At 53.1% G+C, this 18,548-nt stretch carries 13 protein-coding genes; 4 read left to right on the forward strand and 9 right to left on the reverse strand.

All coding sequences use genetic code 11. The features are described from left to right. Positions 1-233: 233 nt before the first annotated feature. Both coaE and AC5JLP_RS01025 read left to right on the forward strand, forming a co-directional pair. Positions 234-887 (forward strand): dephospho-CoA kinase, encoded by a 654-nt coding sequence (gene coaE, locus AC5JLP_RS01020; protein ID WP_496066028.1) that lies wholly within the window; start codon positions 234-236, stop codon positions 885-887. Between the two features lie 161 nt (positions 888-1,048). After that, positions 1,049-1,645: a hypothetical protein gene (locus AC5JLP_RS01025; RefSeq protein ID WP_496066029.1), complete on the forward strand. Its 597-nt coding sequence runs from the start codon at positions 1,049-1,051 to the stop codon at positions 1,643-1,645. A 45-nt stretch (positions 1,646-1,690) separates the two neighbouring features. On the opposite strand, the gene AC5JLP_RS01030 is transcribed toward AC5JLP_RS01025, so the two are convergent. From AC5JLP_RS01030 to AC5JLP_RS01050, 5 genes are all read right to left on the reverse strand, one after another. Next, complete coding sequence (locus tag AC5JLP_RS01030; RefSeq protein ID WP_496066030.1) at positions 1,691-1,912, reverse strand: hypothetical protein; 222 nt, start codon at positions 1,910-1,912, stop codon at positions 1,691-1,693. A gap of 202 nt (positions 1,913-2,114) precedes the next feature. Next, on the reverse strand, positions 2,115-3,518 hold the full coding sequence (locus tag AC5JLP_RS01035; protein ID WP_496066031.1) for a TldD/PmbA family protein: 1,404 nt from the start codon (positions 3,516-3,518) through the stop codon (positions 2,115-2,117). A gap of 228 nt (positions 3,519-3,746) precedes the next feature. After that, positions 3,747-6,344, reverse strand: a complete 2,598-nt coding sequence (locus tag AC5JLP_RS01040; RefSeq protein WP_496066032.1) for a glycosyltransferase family 2 protein — start codon at positions 6,342-6,344, stop codon at positions 3,747-3,749. Then, positions 6,341-8,854, reverse strand: a complete 2,514-nt coding sequence (locus AC5JLP_RS01045; RefSeq protein WP_496066033.1) for a cellulose biosynthesis cyclic di-GMP-binding regulatory protein BcsB — start codon at positions 8,852-8,854, stop codon at positions 6,341-6,343. The genes AC5JLP_RS01040 and AC5JLP_RS01045 overlap by 4 nt, the downstream gene beginning before the upstream one ends. After that, positions 8,851-10,083, reverse strand: coding sequence for a family 8 glycosyl hydrolase (locus AC5JLP_RS01050; RefSeq protein WP_496066034.1), 1,233 nt, complete (start codon positions 10,081-10,083; stop codon positions 8,851-8,853). The genes AC5JLP_RS01045 and AC5JLP_RS01050 overlap by 4 nt, the downstream gene beginning before the upstream one ends. Positions 10,084-10,088: 5 nt before the next feature. Between AC5JLP_RS01050 and AC5JLP_RS01055 the strand changes: the two genes are divergently transcribed. Then, entirely contained in the window at positions 10,089-10,226 is a 138-nt protein-coding gene (locus AC5JLP_RS01055) for a hypothetical protein (RefSeq protein ID WP_496066035.1), read from the forward strand. Here AC5JLP_RS01055 and AC5JLP_RS01060 read toward each other — a convergent pair. Both AC5JLP_RS01060 and AC5JLP_RS01065 read right to left on the reverse strand, forming a co-directional pair. Next, positions 10,220-12,541, reverse strand: coding sequence for a tetratricopeptide repeat protein (locus tag AC5JLP_RS01060; RefSeq protein WP_496066036.1), 2,322 nt, complete (start codon positions 12,539-12,541; stop codon positions 10,220-10,222). The genes AC5JLP_RS01055 and AC5JLP_RS01060 overlap by 7 nt on opposite strands. A 179-nt stretch (positions 12,542-12,720) precedes the next feature. After that, positions 12,721-14,523, reverse strand: a complete 1,803-nt coding sequence (locus tag AC5JLP_RS01065; RefSeq protein WP_496066037.1) for a carbohydrate porin — start codon at positions 14,521-14,523, stop codon at positions 12,721-12,723. A gap of 721 nt (positions 14,524-15,244) precedes the next feature. Here AC5JLP_RS01065 and AC5JLP_RS01070 point away from each other — a divergent pair. Further along, entirely contained in the window at positions 15,245-16,000 is a 756-nt protein-coding gene (locus tag AC5JLP_RS01070; protein ID WP_496066038.1) for a hypothetical protein, read from the forward strand. 120 nt (positions 16,001-16,120) lie between these two features. Here the strand turns inward: AC5JLP_RS01070 and AC5JLP_RS01075 are convergent, their stop codons facing one another. Continuing rightward, positions 16,121-17,179: a hypothetical protein gene (locus tag AC5JLP_RS01075; RefSeq protein WP_496066039.1), complete on the reverse strand. Its 1,059-nt coding sequence runs from the start codon at positions 17,177-17,179 to the stop codon at positions 16,121-16,123. Between the two features lie 308 nt (positions 17,180-17,487). Next, positions 17,488-18,510: a sulfonate ABC transporter substrate-binding protein gene (locus AC5JLP_RS01080; protein WP_496066040.1), complete on the reverse strand. Its 1,023-nt coding sequence runs from the start codon at positions 18,508-18,510 to the stop codon at positions 17,488-17,490. Positions 18,511-18,548 lie beyond the last annotated feature (38 nt).

Here is an 18,548-nt window from a genome sequence, read left to right on the forward strand (position 1 = left end):
AAGAGAGGTGAGAGAAAGGAGAGATGGATTTAACCCCAAATGCGCATTTTGCCAATTTTTGGTTCATCATCTAGAAAACTGGCAAAATCAAGTCATTGTGTCAATGGCAGTCGCTCTAGGGGCATCTCGATGCTTCTGCGATCGTAACTTCTACCAAATGCCTTCTTTTGGCACACCGCTTGACCCAGAGCGTCCTTGCTGGCAGTTCACCTCAAGCTTTTCTGGTGTCTACTATGAACACTCGTAGCCAATCTCACCCTTTCCATCGCATCATCGGTCTGACAGGTGGTATTGGAATGGGCAAAACAACGGTTTCCAACTACATGGCAACGATTCACAAATTGCCTGTCCTGGATGCTGATGTGTACGCACGTGAAGCGGTCGAGCCTAGTTCACCCGTACTGACAGAAATTGCTGAGCGGTACGGTTCTGGGCTGCTGCTGCCTGATGGTACGCTCGATCGTCATCGGTTAGGCGATATTATTTTTAGCAGTCCGCCGGAACGCCTGTGGTTGGAGCAGCAAATTCATCCACACGTCCGCGATCGCTTAGTGGAGGCGATACAGTCGTTGTCCATGAAAGACACACAACCGCTGATTGTGGTGCTGGTGATTCCGTTGCTGTTTGAAGCGCGTATGACCGATTTGGTCACTGAGACTTGGGTTGTGCGCTGCCCTAAAGAGCAACAGATAGAACGGCTCGTCAAGCGCGATCGCCTCAGCTCTCAACAAGTTCGCCTTCGTATTGAGAGCCAAATGTCGATTCAAAAGAAGGCGGCTCATGCTGATTTAGTGCTGGATAACACTTCGACGCTAGATCATCTCTTTCAGCAAGTGGATGCGGGACTGATCCAGCAGCCCATCCGATTAACTGCGCCTCGTGGGTAATGGAGGATGAGTAGGTGCAATCGACCTGTTTTACAGCTCATCCAGTGTCATGCTGGAATGATGCCGTTTTGGTTTGAACTTTAGACGATAATTGGTTGAAGGCAACCCGCTAAGGCGAATGCCTGTTCGCTTAAATTCACAATTAGCTACTGAACACGCAAGTGCTTTCAGAGCCTTATCGAGACTTTTTTATGGGCGCGACGCTGCAACAAATTGCTGGCTACCTGGATAACAAAGGGTGGCGATATAAGCTTGACGAGGATGAATGCCGTATTCTTACAGGTGTTTACGCTGAAAATATTCAAGAATTTCTTATTGTGATTCAGCTTGAAGAAGATGGCGAATTCTTTGAGCTCTTTGCCCCACGCGTGCTGTCTGGCGTCAACGAGCATCCTCACAAGGCAGCAATTCTGCAAACGATGCTCTGCATTTCCTGGGAAACCAAAATGCTGCAATGGGAGTACGACCCATCGGATGGTGAAATCCGCGCCATCATCGAATTTCCGTTGGAAGACTCTACGCTGACCGAGCGCCAGTTCAATCGCTGTCTATTCAGCCTAGTGGAGCTTGTGGATGAAATCGCGCTTCCTCGACTGCAAACCGTGATGGAAACGGGCGAAGACCCTGGTGATGTCGCGGAAGGTGAGCGGTTGCTATTAAAGTTGCAAGAAGAAGCTCCTGGCTTACTGGACGTGCTGGAACGCGCTATGGAAGCTCGTAAACGGCGTGGACGATTGCCTCCCTCGACGGAAGATTAGAAAATGGGGTTGGGCAGCTTGCGCAAACGTCACCGATCGCGTCTATCAGGTCTCTAGCTCACATTGGGGAAAGCGACCATGCCGATTGGCCTCTACGATCGCATTGCGGCATTCAAGCAAACTGGCACCTGTTTGCCGCGATAGTTCTTTAAGGTTGATGGTGGGGTAGTTTGAGAGGGGCGCTGCCAGATAGAGTTCATAGGCAACGTCTAAGACCTTGCTGTTGAGCATTAGTGGTCGGACACTAGCACTTAGAACGTCAAACATAAGCTATTTTGCAAATCACAGTTAGCCTTATTTTCGATAAAGCTTAATCTGTTAGCGTCCATCTTCGGTACGCTCTTATAGATTTTTGACTCTAACTAAGGAAGCAACTACCCTAACCTTCCTAGTCAGTGGCGCTGTTGATTGGTTCAAATGCACCCCAGCGCCATAAAGATGCAAATTGTTGTAAGAAGCCTTTTCGGCTTTATTCTTCGACTGCTTCTCCACCCACAACGACGTTGCGGATGCGTAAGCTTGGGCCACCACAGCCGACGGGTAAGCCGCTTTGTCCACCTTTGCCGCAGCCGCCGGATTCATCCCAGAAGAAGTCATTGCCGATCGCCTCAATGTCTCCCAGCGTTTTGAACGCATTACCTGATAACGTGACATCACGGACAGGCTCAGCAATTTTGCCATTGCGAATCATCCAGGCTTCACCCGCCGTAAAGGTAAACATTTCACCATTCGTCATGCCACCCAGCCAGTTACGGGCATAAACTCCTTCCCGAATGCCGCTATATAAGTCAGCAACGGGCGTTTTGCCGCGCTCAATCCAGGTATTGGTCATGCGAACGATCGGGGGATAGTGGTAATTCAGACAGCGTGCGTTACCAGTAGCTGTTTCGCCAAGCTTGCCTGCGGTTTCACGGGAGTGTAACCGTCCAACCAGCACTCCGTCTTTAATCAACTGGGTGGTGGTGGCTGGGGTGCCTTCATCGTCGTAGAAATAGCTGCCACGATGACCTTCAGGCGCTGCTCCATCAAAAATTTGCAGATCAGAAGGGCCAAACTGCCGCCCCAGGCTCATGACTTCCATCAAATCTGGGTTCTCGTAGGTCATGTCGGCTTCAGACAGGTGCCCAAAGGATTCATGGACAAACAGTCCGGTTAGAATGGGGTCAATCACGACTGTGTACGTGTTGCCTCGCACAGAGGGTAATGCGAGTGAGTCAACCGCTCGTTGCGCGGCATGACGAACCTGAGCGTCTAAACCCAGCAGGTCTTCATACGCTTTGCGAGAGCCAGTGGTCTCCCGTCCGGTTTGAACGGTCTCACCGTTGCGGGCGGTAGCAGCAAACCGCATTTCCATATCCACCCAGGACTGCTCCAGCAGGGTGCCTTCAGAGGTCGCAAGAATGACGTGCTGAGCGCTGTCGCCATAGCGTGCGGATACCGTAGCGATTTGGGGGCTGACGCTACGCAGAATGTCGCTGTAGTGCTGGCAGAGCGCTTTTTTCTGCGCTAAGGGAATCTGACGTGGATCGGTGCCCGTGAGTGGAAGAGTGCAGGTGGCTTGAATGGGCGTAATCGGTGCCAGCAGCGTCTCTTCTTCGCCGACGAGATGGGCTGCGCCGATCGCCTCTTCGATGCGATCGCTCAGCGTTGCCAGTTGGTTAAAGCTGGCAAAACCCCATCCTCCCTTGTGGCAGGCTCTTACCTGTCCGCCGATCGAAATACCTTCGGTCAAGGTTTCTGTTTTGTCGCCACGCAAGAAAATATCTGCGCCTTCTGCTGCTTCAAGGCGTACTGCCAGATAGTCTACGCGCGATCGATAGTGCGCTATCAGGTCGGAGAGCACGTCTTTAAGGTGAGCGGGCAGTGTAGCCATATCAGAGTGTTGTTAAGAGTAACTGCCTCCATTCTGCTATGAATTGACGGTGCTTGGCAGATGTGCGTTTCTTGTCCCGATCCTTATCTCGAACTCAGGTTAAAGTAAAGCTATTGCCCGTCAGCGATCGACCTGTTCCGCTGTAAGCGTTTGAAACACCTGTCGCAGTCTTTCCTGTAACTGAGACAAAGTGGCAAAGTTTTCGCCTTGCCGTACTACTGCAATCGACTAACTCAGCGTTTCCACCAGTTCTTTGATTTTGCCAACCTGCCGATCGCGCAGGTTTTCGGGGAAGCTGACCTCGATCGCTAGTTTGCTGCCCGATGCATCGTTAACATGGCTGATCGTTCTTACCTGTGCCAGCAGGCGTTTGGGTGCCGCGTCATCTACGGTTTGACTGATGAGTAAGCCCACGAGCGCTTTGGTGTGCTCCATCACGTCCAGATTGGGTATAACGACGTTCTCTAGCTCCAAGCGAAGGCTACGCACCCCAATTTCGGTGGCGATCGCAGAGTAGAACTGCCCATCCCAATAGAGTTGGGCGATTGCGTGGATGCGTTTGCGGATCGTTGTATTGCTGGTGGCAGGTTGTGGCTCTCGGAACGATCGTGACAGGCTGGCGGTAATGAACCGGAAAGACTTCATTGGTTCATCCACAATGCCACGCGACTGAGAGTACCATTCCCGCACATCAGAATAAATGACCAAGCTGAGGGCATCCAGTTGAGTACGGCTGGGTTCAATGAAATCGATCGCCATCATGACTTGCGTTTCATTGATCAGCGTCACTCGAATAATGCGGGCATTTACAAAAGCGCGAGTGCCGTAATCACCGATGAGTTCCAGCTCAATTTCATCGGGCAGGTTGAGCCAGCTATCTAGCAGCAGTTGACAGCCCGTTTCACTCACGTTAATAGTTTGCCCGCGCCATTCTTGCCCCTGACTGTAGATGATGGCTCCCAGCTTGCGATCGAGGCGATGGGCGCGGCGCAGTTGGGGTTGCTCAAAGGCGACAAGCAACGCGGCAATCAGCAAGACCAGGTTGAAAAAGCACCAGAACATATTGGTGATCACAGCTTCCGCCACTTCGGGACGGAGGAGAAGCCACAGCGGCACCACCAGCACCGATAGCGCCACCAAGCCTGTCACCACTACCAGCACACGCGCCGATTGCCAGTCAAAGCTTCGTTTCGTCACAGAGGCACCTTTGTCCGTTACGTTGAAGCTGCCGAGTTTGGGGTTGATGAGCGCCAGTAGGGTGACAATCCCCGCCTGAAACGACATGGCAAACTCGTAGATTTCGTTCCAGAAGGAAAAGCGGACGTTTTTGTACGTGATATGGTTGGCGTAGGTGGAGAGGAAGATGTGCGGCAACGCGTAGGCCAGCGTTTCCAATCCCAAACCGCGAATGGGGTTGATGCCAAATAGGAGAAAGAGGGTGGGAGCGATCGCGTACATCAAGCGCGGAAAGCCATAGAAAAAGTGCGAGGTGGCGCTGAAGTAACAAAGCCGTTGAGGAATGGTGAGCCGCAGTCGGGGATTGAGCAATGGGTTCTCAAGCCGCAGAATTTGCGCCATACCCCTTGCCCAGCGCACCTGCTGTCCCACATAGGCGGAGAATTTTTCGGGTGCCAAGCCTGCCACCATGATCTTATCGTAGTAGACCGACTCGTAGCCCAGAGAGTGCAGGCGAAACGACGTATGACAATCCTCTGTAACGGTTTCAGTGGCAATGCCGCCCACTTGCAGCACGTAGTTTTTGCGAATGACGGCAGCAGAGCCGCAAAAGAACGCCGCGTTCCAAAAGTCGTTCCCTTTTTGCAGCACTTTGTAAAACAACTCATTGCCCACAGGCACTTTCCCTGCTGTCAGCAAGTTGCGCTCAAACGGGTCGGGGTTGTAGAACCAGTGCGGCGTTTGCACCAGCGCCACTTTGGGATTCTGGAAAAACCCAACGGTGTTTTGCAGAAAGTCGCGCGTGGGGATGTGGTCACAGTCGAGAATCAGGATTAGATCCCCAAACGTCTTTCGCATGGCGGTATTGATGTTGCCTGCTTTAGCGTGGTCGTTGTTGTCTCGCGTCATGAGCGTGCAGCCTAGTTCCGCACACATCTGGCGCAGGGCTTCCCGCCGAGCGCGGTACTTTTCGGCCCGACCATCATCCAGAATGTACACGCGCTTTTTGTTGGTGGGATAGTCGATCGCCAGTGCCCCCAGTGTCGTTTTGCGTACAATCTCCACATCCTCGTTATAGGTCGGGATGTAGACATCAACAGTCGGCCACTGCTGTTCTGGAATCACCGTTAGGTCAGACGGCTGACGTTCTTTGAGCTTCAGCGTTTGAAAAAAGGCTAGCGCCAGCGTCATGATGGCGTATAGCTCTGCCCCAAACAGCAGGAGGCTGAAGGTGCCGTTGAGCCAACCATCCAGGTTTAGCGTGTAGCTGCTGCGGTAATAGACGTAGCGAAAGGTGGTAATCAGGCTGAGCCACACCATAAACAGGTGCAGATATTCGCTGATGTGCCGTTGTCGTAACCCTGTATGGTAGTAGCGATCGCCATACCGTTGCTCTATCCGAATCATGAACCAGCCGATTAAGATGAGCAGCAACGCTACAATCATCTGCTGCCAGGTTTCCAAAGGAGTAGTGATCAGGGGAATCGACAGCAGCAAGAGTAGCCCAATCAAGCAGAGTAACTGGAAATTGGGTGCAAAGCGCAAGGCGCGATCGAACCCATTGGGCAGCGATTCTGTCAACCAGAGAGTCAACCGTTCGGCGTTTCCAAGACGACGCTCAACCCGACGTTCAGCGACTGGATTCGTCATTTTTTCTCTCCTTCAAGGCGCTTAATGTACAGTTGAGCGATGCCGTAAAGCAGCAGGCACACCGTCACCATGCCCGTTGGCAGCAAGAACCAGTTGTCTTGAAGGAAACGCGAGGCCGTCGCGAGTAGATTGGTTTTGGCGATCCGACGCTGGGGCGCTTGCTGTAAAAACTCAAGCTGATAGGCATTTGGATCAAAGTCTGAGGTGGCTTGAGGGTTGGCGCTAATCAGCACCGTATCCTCCTTGACCTGAAAGAACCACGGATCTTTGTTCAAGATGTCTTTCACGGTGCTTAACCCACTGGCCTGCTGCCCACTCAGCGCCAATAGGGTGCGATTCCCGTTCCAGGGCGACATTACTTCTTTAATGACACCCCCCTTGTCTGGCAGCGTTTGAATTTTTTGCTGATTCCACAGGCGCGAGAAGGTGCTACCCAGGCTAAACCCTTGCCTGGTGTCAAACGCTTCGTTAAAGGGGAACTTATCGTGGGTGCCGATGCCCACCAGATGCCGCTCTTTGCGGACACCATCCGGCAGGGTGCCTGCGGTGTAAGCATCCAGCTTGACGGAACCAGCCTGACTGAGCCGTCCCAGTCGTTCGCTAAAGGCCAGCATGGTTAACAACTCAGTTTCGGAGGGTGAATCAGGCACCACGATCGCCGTACCAGAGAGATCCTGCGGCGCAGCAAACGGGTAGCCCACCTGGAGTAATTTCAAATCGGGTAACTGCACGGATTGGTCACGCTTGAGCTTAAAGCGAGTGTCGTTGGCATGGACGGTGCCCCAAAGCTGCTGATCCGTTACCACACCACATTGCCCCTGCTCACGAGCGCTCAGTCGGAAGGCGATCGCCAGCTTAGACGTGGGCGTAATCAGCGTTTCAGGCAGATTCACATTCAACGATTCTCTGGTTGCACCTGTATCGGAGGTGAGCCGTTTGCCCCCGATCGCCACCCCATCCAGCAGCACTTCGACCGTTGAGGTACGGGGATTGACCTGAGGGCCATAGCCGTAGACCAACTCCATTGAGCTACCCCGCGTGAAGTGGTCATCGGGGAGGGCGTGAAAGTCCACGTCGATCGGAGGTGCTGAGGAACCTCGCACGGTCGTATCTTGAAAGGGTTCCTGATCCAACCCCTTTAAGTCACTCAGCTTAAATTCATTGGCTTCTGGTAGGGCGCGTTCCCACTGACGGGCCGGTGGGGTGGGCACATCATCCAGGTTGTCTACCAGAATGGCTTGCCCTGCGCTAATGCGACGGTTTTGGGGTTGCACCAGGTATTGCACCGCTTTCGCAATGCCATCCGGCCCATTGCCTGTAACGACCAAAACCGGGTTGCCACCTTTGGGTGTGGTTGCCAGCATGACTACGCCCACATCACCGGGAAGCACGGTCTTCACTCCATCAATAATGGCGTTGCCAGAAATAGCGAACGGTAGCTTGAGATCTTTTAAGAACGGCTGTTCAGCAGGCGTGCCCAGAATGATCAGGCGATCGTTCCACCGCAGCCCATCCAGATCTTTCACAAAACGCGTGTTTAACGGACGAAAATCGGCGAGCCGTCCCATTGCCGCCTGAAACCGTCCCGTTGCCGTCAGCCAGGACTCATTCACCGTTGTCGGACGCACATACGCTAACTGACTTGCATCCAAACCAAGGTTGTCAAAAAAAGGATAGGGAAAGCGGCTTAGATCCAGCGGAGTGGGCTGGGGCTGATAGTCAAACACCAACTTGGAATCGGGAAGCACTTCCGTCCATAGCATGGGATCGGCTGGGTTGGAGCATTTCGGATCGGTATTCTGCTGTGCCACGATCGCAATGTCGTTCGTATCCTGAATCAGGTTGGGCGGAATCTTGACCAGAAACTCGCCAATTTGAGACTGCTTGCGATTGAGCGCCGTACTGCCTACGCTGGTGCCATTGACCCGCACTGTCAGGTTCGATCGCGTTGCCAACAGTGCAGGTGAGTGTTGAAAGCGTACCAACGCTTGCACCGCTTTCAAGTTCCAGTTACGAGGGCGAGTAAACGCTAGCTGGGTTTCCGCATAGATCCCTTGCAGCCGCAGACGATTGCCGACGATCGGGCTACGGTTAAACTCCAGAACGTACTGGCTGGTCGGCGCTTTACTGGCAGAAACCCCATTAGGCTTAGCATCGGGTTTAGCGTCTGCTTTTGCGGGTGTCGGGGTCGTCCCAGGTGCTGGGGTAGGCGGAGCAGCCTCTACTGGTACTGGAGGCTCATCTGCGGAAGGTGGCGCTGGGCGATACACTGGAGCTTCGCTGGGTGCTTTCGGCAGCGTAAAATCCCGAATAATCTGATCTTCTTGCTTTTGCACATTGGTGGACTGTGCCATTACAGATTCGCCCCATTGCCCATTGAGCAATGGCAGGCCAAAACCCGTTATGAAAACGCTACCGCAAAGTAGCAGCGACCAACCCAGAAACATGGGGTTGAATGGTTGACCAGGCGATCGAGATAGATGTTGAAGCCGATGAAAGAAGCGTTTCATGGATGAGGTTGGGGGGTAACGTTGGCAGGTTGCAAAAGCTGCGGTGAAAGAACCGTCGCAGGGGCTAGCCCAAACCAGACGAGATTTTGGGTGTAGTAAGCTGAGTTGTGATCCCAGAACCCATTGCGGTACTGGGGCAAAATTTTCTTCTGATAGAGGTCTTCAGCCATTGGGGGATCAATCAGGCGGAAGGCTGCATACAGCGCTCCATATTGGGAGGTGGCTTCATAGGTAGCGGTAGGGGTGCCTCGCAGATCGATCTGGGCCGGAATTTTGGGTTGCGATCGCCACAACTGCTGTAGCGCACCGAGATGCTCTTGCAAATAGCGCTTGGCTCTCGGTTCGCGATACCAGTTAGCATCCAGGGCCACACGCCACCAGACGCGATACGCATCAAACCCATAGCGGCTATACACGGGTTCTGTGCCTAGAAGCGCCTGAAATTGCTTCGTTTCGGTATCCAGCGCCAGCCAATCGCTGGGCAGCTTGAGCGTTGAAAGCGAGGCCGAATTTTCGAGCACTGCGTAACCACTGTTGATCAGGCTCAGCCAATCGTGGGCGCGATCAACCTGGGCAAACAGGCGAAAGGCAACGGGCGAAAAATAGGAGGGATTGAGTACCAGCTTGTTTGGCGGCTGAAATGCTTCGCGTGGGCCTGGTAAAAGATAGCGCTGGTCGCCGACAGGGACGATCGCCAGCGCCCATAAATCCCGTAACTTAGTCTGAGCCAGACGCAAATAATCCGGACGTTGCCAGCGGCGACTCGCCAGGATCAGCGCGGTAATGGCATCCACATCGGCATCACTGGCAAAGTTGCGATCGAGAATGCCCCATCGTTTCTGACCATACCGACCCCACTTCCACGCCCAAAGCATATCGGCAGGCGGATCGCCCCGCTTCAGATTTTTTTCAGCCCAGGTTAGCGTCAGTGCAAAGGTTTTGGGGTCATCGATGAAGACCGATCGCAGCATGGCATACGCTTGCCCCTCAGAGGTTGAGCGTGCCTCTGCTTCCCAGTCGATGACGCGTCCATCGGCCTGGATAAAGCGCTGACGGTACGCCTTCCAACTTTGCTTTAGCAGCGCTGGATCGATCAGCGTCAGGGGCGGTGCGATCGAGGCGATCGAGGCTTCTGTCGTGGGCACTGGCGAAGGAGTAGTCTGCGCCTGCGACTGCGTATCATGGCGACAGCCACCCATCCAGCCAGATAAGAGTATCAGTAGCGTCATAACCAATGACTTGGCGAAATGCGATCGCATCGTGTATCACCCTTCAAACACTGCCCTTCAAACGTGCCCTTCAAACGTGCCTACCGCAGGCAACATCCCAAATTTCCATCGCTGCCCTGTGGTACAACTGCAACCGTCAATAGCGCTCCCAGGACGGCTGAAAGCCCCGTCGTTGCAGAAAGTCTTCCTGAAGCTGCTGCATCCGACGCGACAGGTTTGGATCGGCACTACCATTCGCACTCTGTTGCAGTTGCAGTTGCTCAAACTGGCGCATGGCCTCCAACGCATTGCCCTGTGCAGCGGCGAGTTCTGCCAGAGACTTCCGGGCATCGAAATCATCGGGTCTAAACGTCAACACCTGCGAATACAGGCTGGATGCCGAATCAAAACGACGCTGCTGAAAGCGGATGCCACCCAGGGCCGAAAGCGCATCGGCGTTATCCGGCTGTCGCGCCAGGACTGCCTGATATGCCGCATCGGCCTGATCCAGCTTGCCTAATGCCTGAGCAAGCTGACCCTGCAAGAAGTACAGCCCAACGTTGTTGCGATCGCCCGTGCCCATGGCTCGAACCCGCGCCAACAGTTGATTGACCTGAGCCTGTGCTCGATAGGGATCGCGCTGGGCCAGCACTTCCACCAACCGCACCTGCACCTGCACATTACTCGGATCGGCTTCCACTAGTCGGGTGTAGAGGGCTTCGTGCTGAGGTGATGGCGGTAAAGCTCCGACCAGACTGTACAGTTCAGGCGGCGCATCGCTGGGAGAACGTGCCTGTAGCCATGCATTCAGCACCGCTTCGGCTTCTGTTGCAGAGATTTTTCCGGCTTGATAGGCCACGCTGGTACGCCCTAGCTGCACCTGCAAATCTTGAGGATTCTTAGTCACAAGCTGGTCATACAAAGCCAGCGCGTCACCTGCACGACCCTGTGCCAGACGAATTCCGGCTAAACCCCGTAATGCAGCGGTTTGCACATCGAGATCAGCGCTAGTATCACTGGTCAGAGTCTGGTAGCGCTGGGCTGCTGCATCAAGATTTCCCTGGCGACGATCGATTTCAGCCAGCAGCAAGGCAGGTGCCCGATCGTTTGCGCCCATCGGAGTGGCTTGATAAGCAGACAGAGCCGCTTTAGCACCCGCAAGATCATTCTGCTCAATCAGCAGTTGCGCCAGTCGAAAGTTGAGAAACGGTTCGTTCACATTTGCTTGTAGCAAGCTCTGGTAAACGGGCAGCAAATCCGGATCGGGGTCGATGCGTACCAGCGCCTGCGCGATCGCCTGCTGCTCAACAGGATTGGTAGGCAACGGTTGCAGCAGCGATCGCAGTTGTTGTCGCAAATCGGCTCTAGAAAGCAGACCCAGTTGATTTTCCAGCGTTAACTTTTGCAAGGCCAGAACGCGATCGTTCGGTTGCTGCTGCACAAGCTGGGTGTAGAGTTGGAGTGCGGTCTGACGCTGTGACGGAATGCTACTCAAGACATCGGCCACTTCGCGCACAAACAGGGGCGATGGATTGGGTGTGCTAAGCAGTGCCTGACGATAAAGACCAGCTGCCTCGCTCAGCAGGGCTAACAGATTTTGCCGCTGCCCAATTTCGTTTAACGCCCGTGCTAAAGCAAGCCGAGCATCCGATCGCCCACGCAGCGGATCAAGCACAGCCAGCGCTTCCGTCAGTTGCCGATTGTCCAGATACGCCTGCGAAAGTTCCGATCGGATCTGAATCGCCGTCGCATTCAACTGGCGTGGCAACTGTGCCTGAAGCAGCGTCACGGCCTCTGCTGCCTTACCCGTCCCTCGGAGTGCGCGCGCATACGCGATCGTCGCTTTGCCTGTGATGGGTTTTCCCAGAGACTCATAGCGGTTAAACAACGCCAGCCCTTTGGCATAGTTGCCGCTGTAGGTGTAAACCTGGGCTGCCCCAAGAATGACATCTGGCGTTGGGTTTTGCTGAAGCACCAACTCATAATCGGTTAGCGCGGCGGCAAATTGCCCCTGATAGCCATACAGCAACGCCCGTTGCGCGCGTGCATCCAGATCATTTGGGTTGAGGGTAATGAGAGTTGTCAGCGCCTCAACGCCTTTTTGCTGCCACTCAGGGCGAAAGCTCCCCAAAATGCCGATCGTTCTCAGCGCCAGTTGATTGTTCGGTTCCTGCACCAGCACTTGCTGATATGTATTCCAGGCATCGCCATCCCGGCCTGCTCGACGGTAAGCGATCGCCAGCCCCAACTTTGCTTCAATCGAGCCAGGATATTGCTGCACCGCACTCCGAAACGTCGCGATCGCATCATTCACCAACCCCTGCCCCAGCAGCGTAAATCCCTGCCTGACTGCGGCTGGAATGGCTTCCTGAGCTTGTGCGATCGGCATCTCTGACGGTTGGATCAGAGGCATGCCAGTCAAAAGCCCTACTAGACAAATGACCCGAATGAACCGTTGCGCTCGCTTACCCTGAAACATGGCTCCACCCAGTATGAATACACGATAGAAGTTGCACTGAAAGCACCCTTACAGATGGCTGATCGTTTTGAGTTTTGAGCTTTGAGTTTTGAGTTGCTTGAGCGGTCAGCAATCAGCCATCAGCTATCAGCTTTTTAGCCTTTAGCCCTATTCCCCACTCCCTACTTCCCACTCTCTGCTTAAAGCCCCTTTCCCCTCGGCGTGACATCAAACTCGGTCTTAACCCGAACACCTGCAATAATTTCCGAGAACTCATTGCGTTCTTGAATCGAGAAGCCCAGTCTCAGGTTTGGCAAAAAGCGAAAATCGTAGAAAAGCTCCAGCACATCGGGATTTCTGGCTCCTGCTTCTCGCCGTAGCGCTTCGTTTGACAGACCGCGACCATAGGCTAAGCCCAGGCGATCGTCTGGGGCAAAGACATCCAGAAAGTTGAATCCCAGGCTGTAGGTTTCGGCACTGCGATTAATTGCGTCGTTGTTGTAGCGTCCGTAGCGAGCAAAGAGACCCATTTTCAGGTTCGGGATAAACAACTCGCCGTTCAGACCATAAGCTTCTTCCCGATCGCCCTTCAAGAAGCCCGTCACGCCACCTCCACGAGCCACCTGAAAAATCTCTCGGAAGCCATCGCGGGTGCCCGCATCTCGATCGGTGACGTAGGTGCCTCGAATCACCGCATTGCCGTAGCGAATGCCAACTTCGCCCGCAAACCCGTCCAGACTGAAATCGCCTAAGTTCCGTGAGGACGAAAACACAGCGGCCTTTGCTTCGATGTTGTCTGTTAGCGTCCAGTTGATGAGTGCGCCCGGACGAGACGAAATGCCCGTCGCGCTGAGGGCTGGGTTCGTTTGGAAGACGGAGTTAAAGAAATGCGTTGCACCATCTTTGGCAAAGCTGTTGCGATCGAAATAGGACGTTAAATCGAGTTGCCCGACTACTAAGCGCAGATTGGGCAATTCTGGTAGTGAGGCTGCCAGGTAGAGCTCATTCACGCTAAAGCCTTGCGTCTGAGAATCGGCAAACGCATTGCCATCTGTCAGGTCAAAGGTGGCACCAAACAGTAGGTGGGGGGTAAGCGGATACGAAATTGACAAACGTGCCCGTGCCGATGATTCATCCCCTTGATACAGATAAACCCCTTGCAGCTTAATCGATGGATCGCTCAGTGCTGTCGTGCGAAGCAGCGTTTTTCGGGGTGTTGGTGTCGTTTCAGCCTGCGTTCTTAACCCAGGCGGTTGAATGCTGGCCGGGCTGCTCGTCGGCAGTTGCAGCGGCTCACTGGTCATCCCGCCTGTGGGTACTGTCCCCGTAGGCATGATTCCAGGTGGCATCGACCCATCTAGCAAGCTAGGTGTTGGCAGGGTTGGGTAAGGCGGGGGTGGCGTTGACTGCGCCAGAGTTGGCGAACCCCACCGGGGAAGTTTGGGCACTGGCAGCAAAGAGCCACCACACTGAGCACCGCAGCCATCCTCCGGGGAGGGCGCAAATAGGTTTAGTCCCAGATCAGAATTCGTGCCGGCGGTGATGAGAATGGGTGCCTTCTGAGGTTTTGCCGCAGGTACCGCACGCTTTGAGGCTGTAATGGCAGCAGTGGGAGGTGAGAATGCAGGCGACGTTACGTTTGCAGGTTTGGCACGAGTTGCCGCAGGCTTACCTGCCATCTGCCCAATCAATGCTTCTTCGCTGTTGTAGCTAGATGGTGACGTTTCTACAGAGGGAAGCGATTGGGGAGGCGCGATCGCAGCAGTGGTGATCGTTGGCTGTAGCGCGTCCTGTTGTCTCACGCGCAAAGCAGCCAGCGAGGCTTGTTCTGCCAACATTTGTTGGGACGGCGAGGCAACACGATCAATCTGAGGCAACGGTGCTGGGTTTGCGGGGACTACACCTCCAGTCAGAAAGACCGTTAAAGAGAGTGGACCTGTCAGTCTACTTTTCCAGGGCGAAAGAGGCGTAAAGATATTGGACGGCGAAAGCTCAGAACTCATTCCATTCACACCACGATTAACTAAACTCCAATCTCATTCTTTTAAGGAGGCCACGGTTACGCGATCGCATGCAGCATGCACGTCATGGCATTACGAAGAAGCCGAAGTCATTCCCGCTTCGTCCTTAAAAGCAGCAATCCCTGCATAATCAATTTAATGAGGCAAGCTAGATGCAATCTGAACAAGATTCCGAATTAGAAAACGCGCTAGTACTCTACGGTGTAAATTCACCAACCCTTCGGTTAGACAGTGCTGAGGACTGAGTGCTGAGGACTGAGTGCTGAGGACTGAGTGCTGAGGACTGAGTTAGTAGGGTTGCTGAATTTCCACTCAGCACTACTAGTTGTTTGAGATTTCATTGCTAAAACCAGCCTGAATAGCTCTCTCAAAACACCTAAAGTTGAATGGCGCTGACTTAAGGACACGCTTCACCCTGGTCGCCCCCTAAATCCCCCAAATTTGGGGGACTCTGAGGTTTGGCTCCCCCAAACTTGGGGGCGGGGGGCAGTTCGGATTGTTATTTCAGTGCCATTCACCTAAAGTTAAAATTCAACCGAGTTGGATGAAGCAGGTGTAAAGCATTTGCATGGCTCTGTGCGCCGCTTCTCCAATCTTTACGCTCAGTGAAAATAAGCTCCGGAGAAATACTGAAAGAAGTGTTCTTTGTAATAGCAGTTGGGCTAAAGAGCCTACTACGACAAATGAACCTCAAGGATGTATTATGTCTAACGTTCTATTGCCCAGTGCCCTACGCCTAAATCAGACTTTTCACTGGTCAGCCAAAGCCATTGGCACTGCATTATTACTACTAACGGTTAGTTGCACCCAGCAGCGATCGTCTCAGGTAGAACTGAGTCTGAACGTTGAGCCATCGAACCGTCTAGGTGTTTTCACCGTTTCAGGTAGCACTAATGTTCCTGATCAAAGCCAGATTATTGTGCAAGGGATTCGTCCTCTGGCTACTGCTTCCCAGGCGATCGCACCAGCAGCCACACCAAACTACGCCATCCTTGATCGTCAGACGGTCATTGTGTCGCAAGGTCGCTGGCAAGCAACGCTTAAACTGTGGCAAAGCGCACCGGATGGTCAATATCAGGAAGTGTGGCAAGCGAACCAGCGCCAGTTAGGGCCGCTACAACCCAGCCCTGAAGTCGTCTTTCTAGCCACGATCGACCCTGGCAACCAGTCCAAAGTGCTCAAGCAGCAATTAGAACGCCAGGGCAAAACGTTAGAAGGCCCAAACGTGCGCTTTACAACCAATGAGCAGTGGTACCTTCAGGCAAAACAAACGCTTGCTGTCACCCCGCCAACTGTCAAGCAGTCTGCATCAGCATTGAAGGTAACTGATTCGGATGAAACGCTAACCCTGCGATCGTCATCAAACACAGCAACCAGTACCTTGGCACAAACCAACCTACCAGTGATCAAGGAGAACCAATCAACCGCACCCCTATCGGTTTCACAACGCTTTCGCTAACTTATGGTGCCACCACACCCAATACCCTAAACCCGGCATCCGTCTTGATGAGATGGTGGCTGATTGCATTAGGAACCGCTGTAAGCAGAAGCTTGGTCGCGAGCGGCTCAATGGTTCCGCTTATTCTGGTCGGTCTTTCCAAACAACGACGAGAGTGCTGGCGTTGTCTTTAGTCGGCACTAAATTGAGGTAGAACCGCGTGTCTCCTTTTTGAATTTGGTACACCTTACCACCGCCAAAGGGCTGTGGCAAATCGGTAATTTCAAAATCGTTGGTTTGCAAATTCGCGCGAAACACATCATCCATCAGTTTGCCAGCGGTTTGACCAGGAACCAGGCTGATATACCGAATGCCCGCTTTGGGAATCAGTTTGCCAGCGCCAATCCCTTGCTCCCGCGATCGCGTGTAAAACAGGTCTGGTTGCAAAAAGTGATCGGGTGCAGCGGTTTGAGCATTCAAATCACCCAGGAGCGTGATGAGTTCGGGTGGTACCTCAACGGCTGTCTTCAAGTCGTCTAGCGATCGCGGTGCGGCTGAAAGCACAAACACACTACCGCTCTGAGTCTGAAGCAAACTCAAAAACTGAGACAACCCGCTACGCGAAACTTGAAAAACCTGACGATCGCCCTCACTCAACGTCCGCTTAAACTCATACTTTTTATCCGGTAAGGCTCTAGTATAAAAGTCCGCAACCTGCTGCAAACTAGCAGTTGTTTGAAAACAGGATGACAGGGTAAAGCAGCCTGATTGTGCATCTGGATAGAGTGGAAAATCATCCCAGCTACCTGCACCTGAAGCGGATTGCGGTTGAGTGGTCTGTGGTGCGGACGGCGTTTTTGGCTGTGGCATTGACGGCATTGGACGACGCAGCAAGGGCTTCACGGTTGGCTTCAGCGCCTTTTTGGGTGCCGCGATCGTCTTTACCTGCTTTGCCAGTTGCGTGATGCGTATCTGTTTTTCTGGCAACTTCGACGGAGTAGACACCTCGTCATTTTCAAAAGGTAAAAGCAGCAGCCCAAGATGCAAGCCTACAGACACCCCTACGCTTATCCAGGCTGCTGGTGAAATGCCTGCTTTACGAAAGGGTGGAAGGTGCCCCAACAGGCGATGAGACTGAGCCTGTCTATTTTGAGCCTGTCTACTTTGAGCCTGCTGAGGTGTTGAAGAAAGATGAGTCATGCAGCAATTTACTTTGCCTGAAGATCACTCGATGAGATTCAAGGCTAGGACTTACGCAAACGCGGTCATCTTTCGCCTCCTAGCCCCCAATTCTGAGGGAACCGAGCCAATTAAAACCCCTAGAATTGGGGGTTTGGGGGCAAATGCGTAAGTCCTGAAGGCAACAAACTTAGGTTTTGCAGGTCAACGTTAGATTCAGGTGAACATTAACTCCAGGTCGATGGTGAGAATGCAGGAAAGGGGACAAAAGCCCCCTTGATCAGCGTGAGTCAAACGGTAAAATAGCGAACGCTTTGCCGAAAAGCACGTTACCTGGCATTGAGCGCGATCGCCGATGGATGCACAGCGTCTGCTATTTTGATGGCTTTGGGAATCAGCTTGAGATTGTAAAACGTATCGGCGATCGCTTGCTGTTCAGCAACGATCTGAGGAGTCACAGGTTCAAAGCCATAGTTGCGCCGCTTGGTCACAATCTCTAAAATCCCTGGATCAAGCTTCAAGATGGGTGACAGCAACGCGGCCACCTGTGTTGGATTTTTGGATGCCCAACTAGCCACCGTCTGAGTCTCTGCTCGAATCTGTTTAATCACATCAGCGTGCTGGTCAGCAAAGGCTTTTGTCGCCAAATAAAAATCTCGATTGTTCACTAGGCCACTACTATTGCGAACGACACGCGCTTCAGATTGCACCTGTGCCGCCGCATAAAACGGGTCCCAAATCACCCAGGCATCAATACTACCCTGCTCAAAGGCGGCACGTGCATCAGCAGGAGCGAGATACACAGGTTCGATATCGCTGAGTGCCAGCTTGCCCGATTCTAAGATCTTTACAATCAGATAGTTTGCACTTGATCCCTTGGCAAAAGCAACTTTCTTACCCTTTAAATCCGCGATCGTCTTGATGGGTGAACCGCGCTTCACTAACACAGCAGAACTCTGATCTTTAGGCCCACTGCTCCCTACATACACAAGCGAAATCCCAACGGCTTGAGCCACAACGGGAGGCGTATCACCCGTGCGAGCAAAATCAATGCTGCCTGCATTCAATGCCTCTAGCATTGGTGGGCCTGATGGAAATTCGATCCATTGCACAGAAGTTACACCTAATGGCTTGAGGCGGGTTTCTAGAGCACCCTTTGCCTTCACCAGCGTCAATGGATCAAATTTTTGGTGCCCAATCCGCAAGACAAATTCCTTGCCAGGAGCTGCTACCGCCAGACTGTTGTTGGTATCAGGTTGCAGTGGATTAAAGATACCCCACCCCGAAATGACCAAACTGATGCTCAGACCCAGTATAAAAAGCAGCGAGAACGCACTAAGTAGATCAACCAAATTAAGCCTAATATAGAGCGTGTCGATTCAAAGAAGAT

This window comes from Stenomitos rutilans (genome assembly GCF_059505485.1).

What these genes read in the sequence shown, in the direction of transcription:
- AC5JLP_RS01045 (WP_496066033.1), bottom strand. Translation starts at nt 8,854, where the DNA reads ATGAAACGCTTCTTTCATCGGCTTCAACATCTATCTCGATCGCCTGGT.
- AC5JLP_RS01075 (WP_496066039.1), bottom strand. Translation starts at nt 17,179, where the DNA reads ATGACTCATCTTTCTTCAACACCTCAGCAGGCTCAAAGTAGACAGGCT.
- AC5JLP_RS01030 (WP_496066030.1), bottom strand. Translation starts at nt 1,912, where the DNA reads ATGTTTGACGTTCTAAGTGCTAGTGTCCGACCACTAATGCTCAACAGC.
- AC5JLP_RS01065 (WP_496066037.1), bottom strand. Translation starts at nt 14,523, where the DNA reads ATGAGTTCTGAGCTTTCGCCGTCCAATATCTTTACGCCTCTTTCGCCC.
- AC5JLP_RS01060 (WP_496066036.1), bottom strand. Translation starts at nt 12,541, where the DNA reads ATGTTTCAGGGTAAGCGAGCGCAACGGTTCATTCGGGTCATTTGTCTA.
- AC5JLP_RS01050 (WP_496066034.1), bottom strand. Translation starts at nt 10,083, where the DNA reads ATGACGCTACTGATACTCTTATCTGGCTGGATGGGTGGCTGTCGCCAT.
- coaE (WP_496066028.1), top strand. Translation starts at nt 234, where the DNA reads ATGAACACTCGTAGCCAATCTCACCCTTTCCATCGCATCATCGGTCTG.
- AC5JLP_RS01040 (WP_496066032.1), bottom strand. Translation starts at nt 6,344, where the DNA reads ATGACGAATCCAGTCGCTGAACGTCGGGTTGAGCGTCGTCTTGGAAAC.
- AC5JLP_RS01035 (WP_496066031.1), bottom strand. Translation starts at nt 3,518, where the DNA reads ATGGCTACACTGCCCGCTCACCTTAAAGACGTGCTCTCCGACCTGATA.
- AC5JLP_RS01070 (WP_496066038.1), top strand. Translation starts at nt 15,245, where the DNA reads ATGTCTAACGTTCTATTGCCCAGTGCCCTACGCCTAAATCAGACTTTT.
- AC5JLP_RS01055 (WP_496066035.1), top strand. Translation starts at nt 10,089, where the DNA reads ATGACTTGGCGAAATGCGATCGCATCGTGTATCACCCTTCAAACACTG.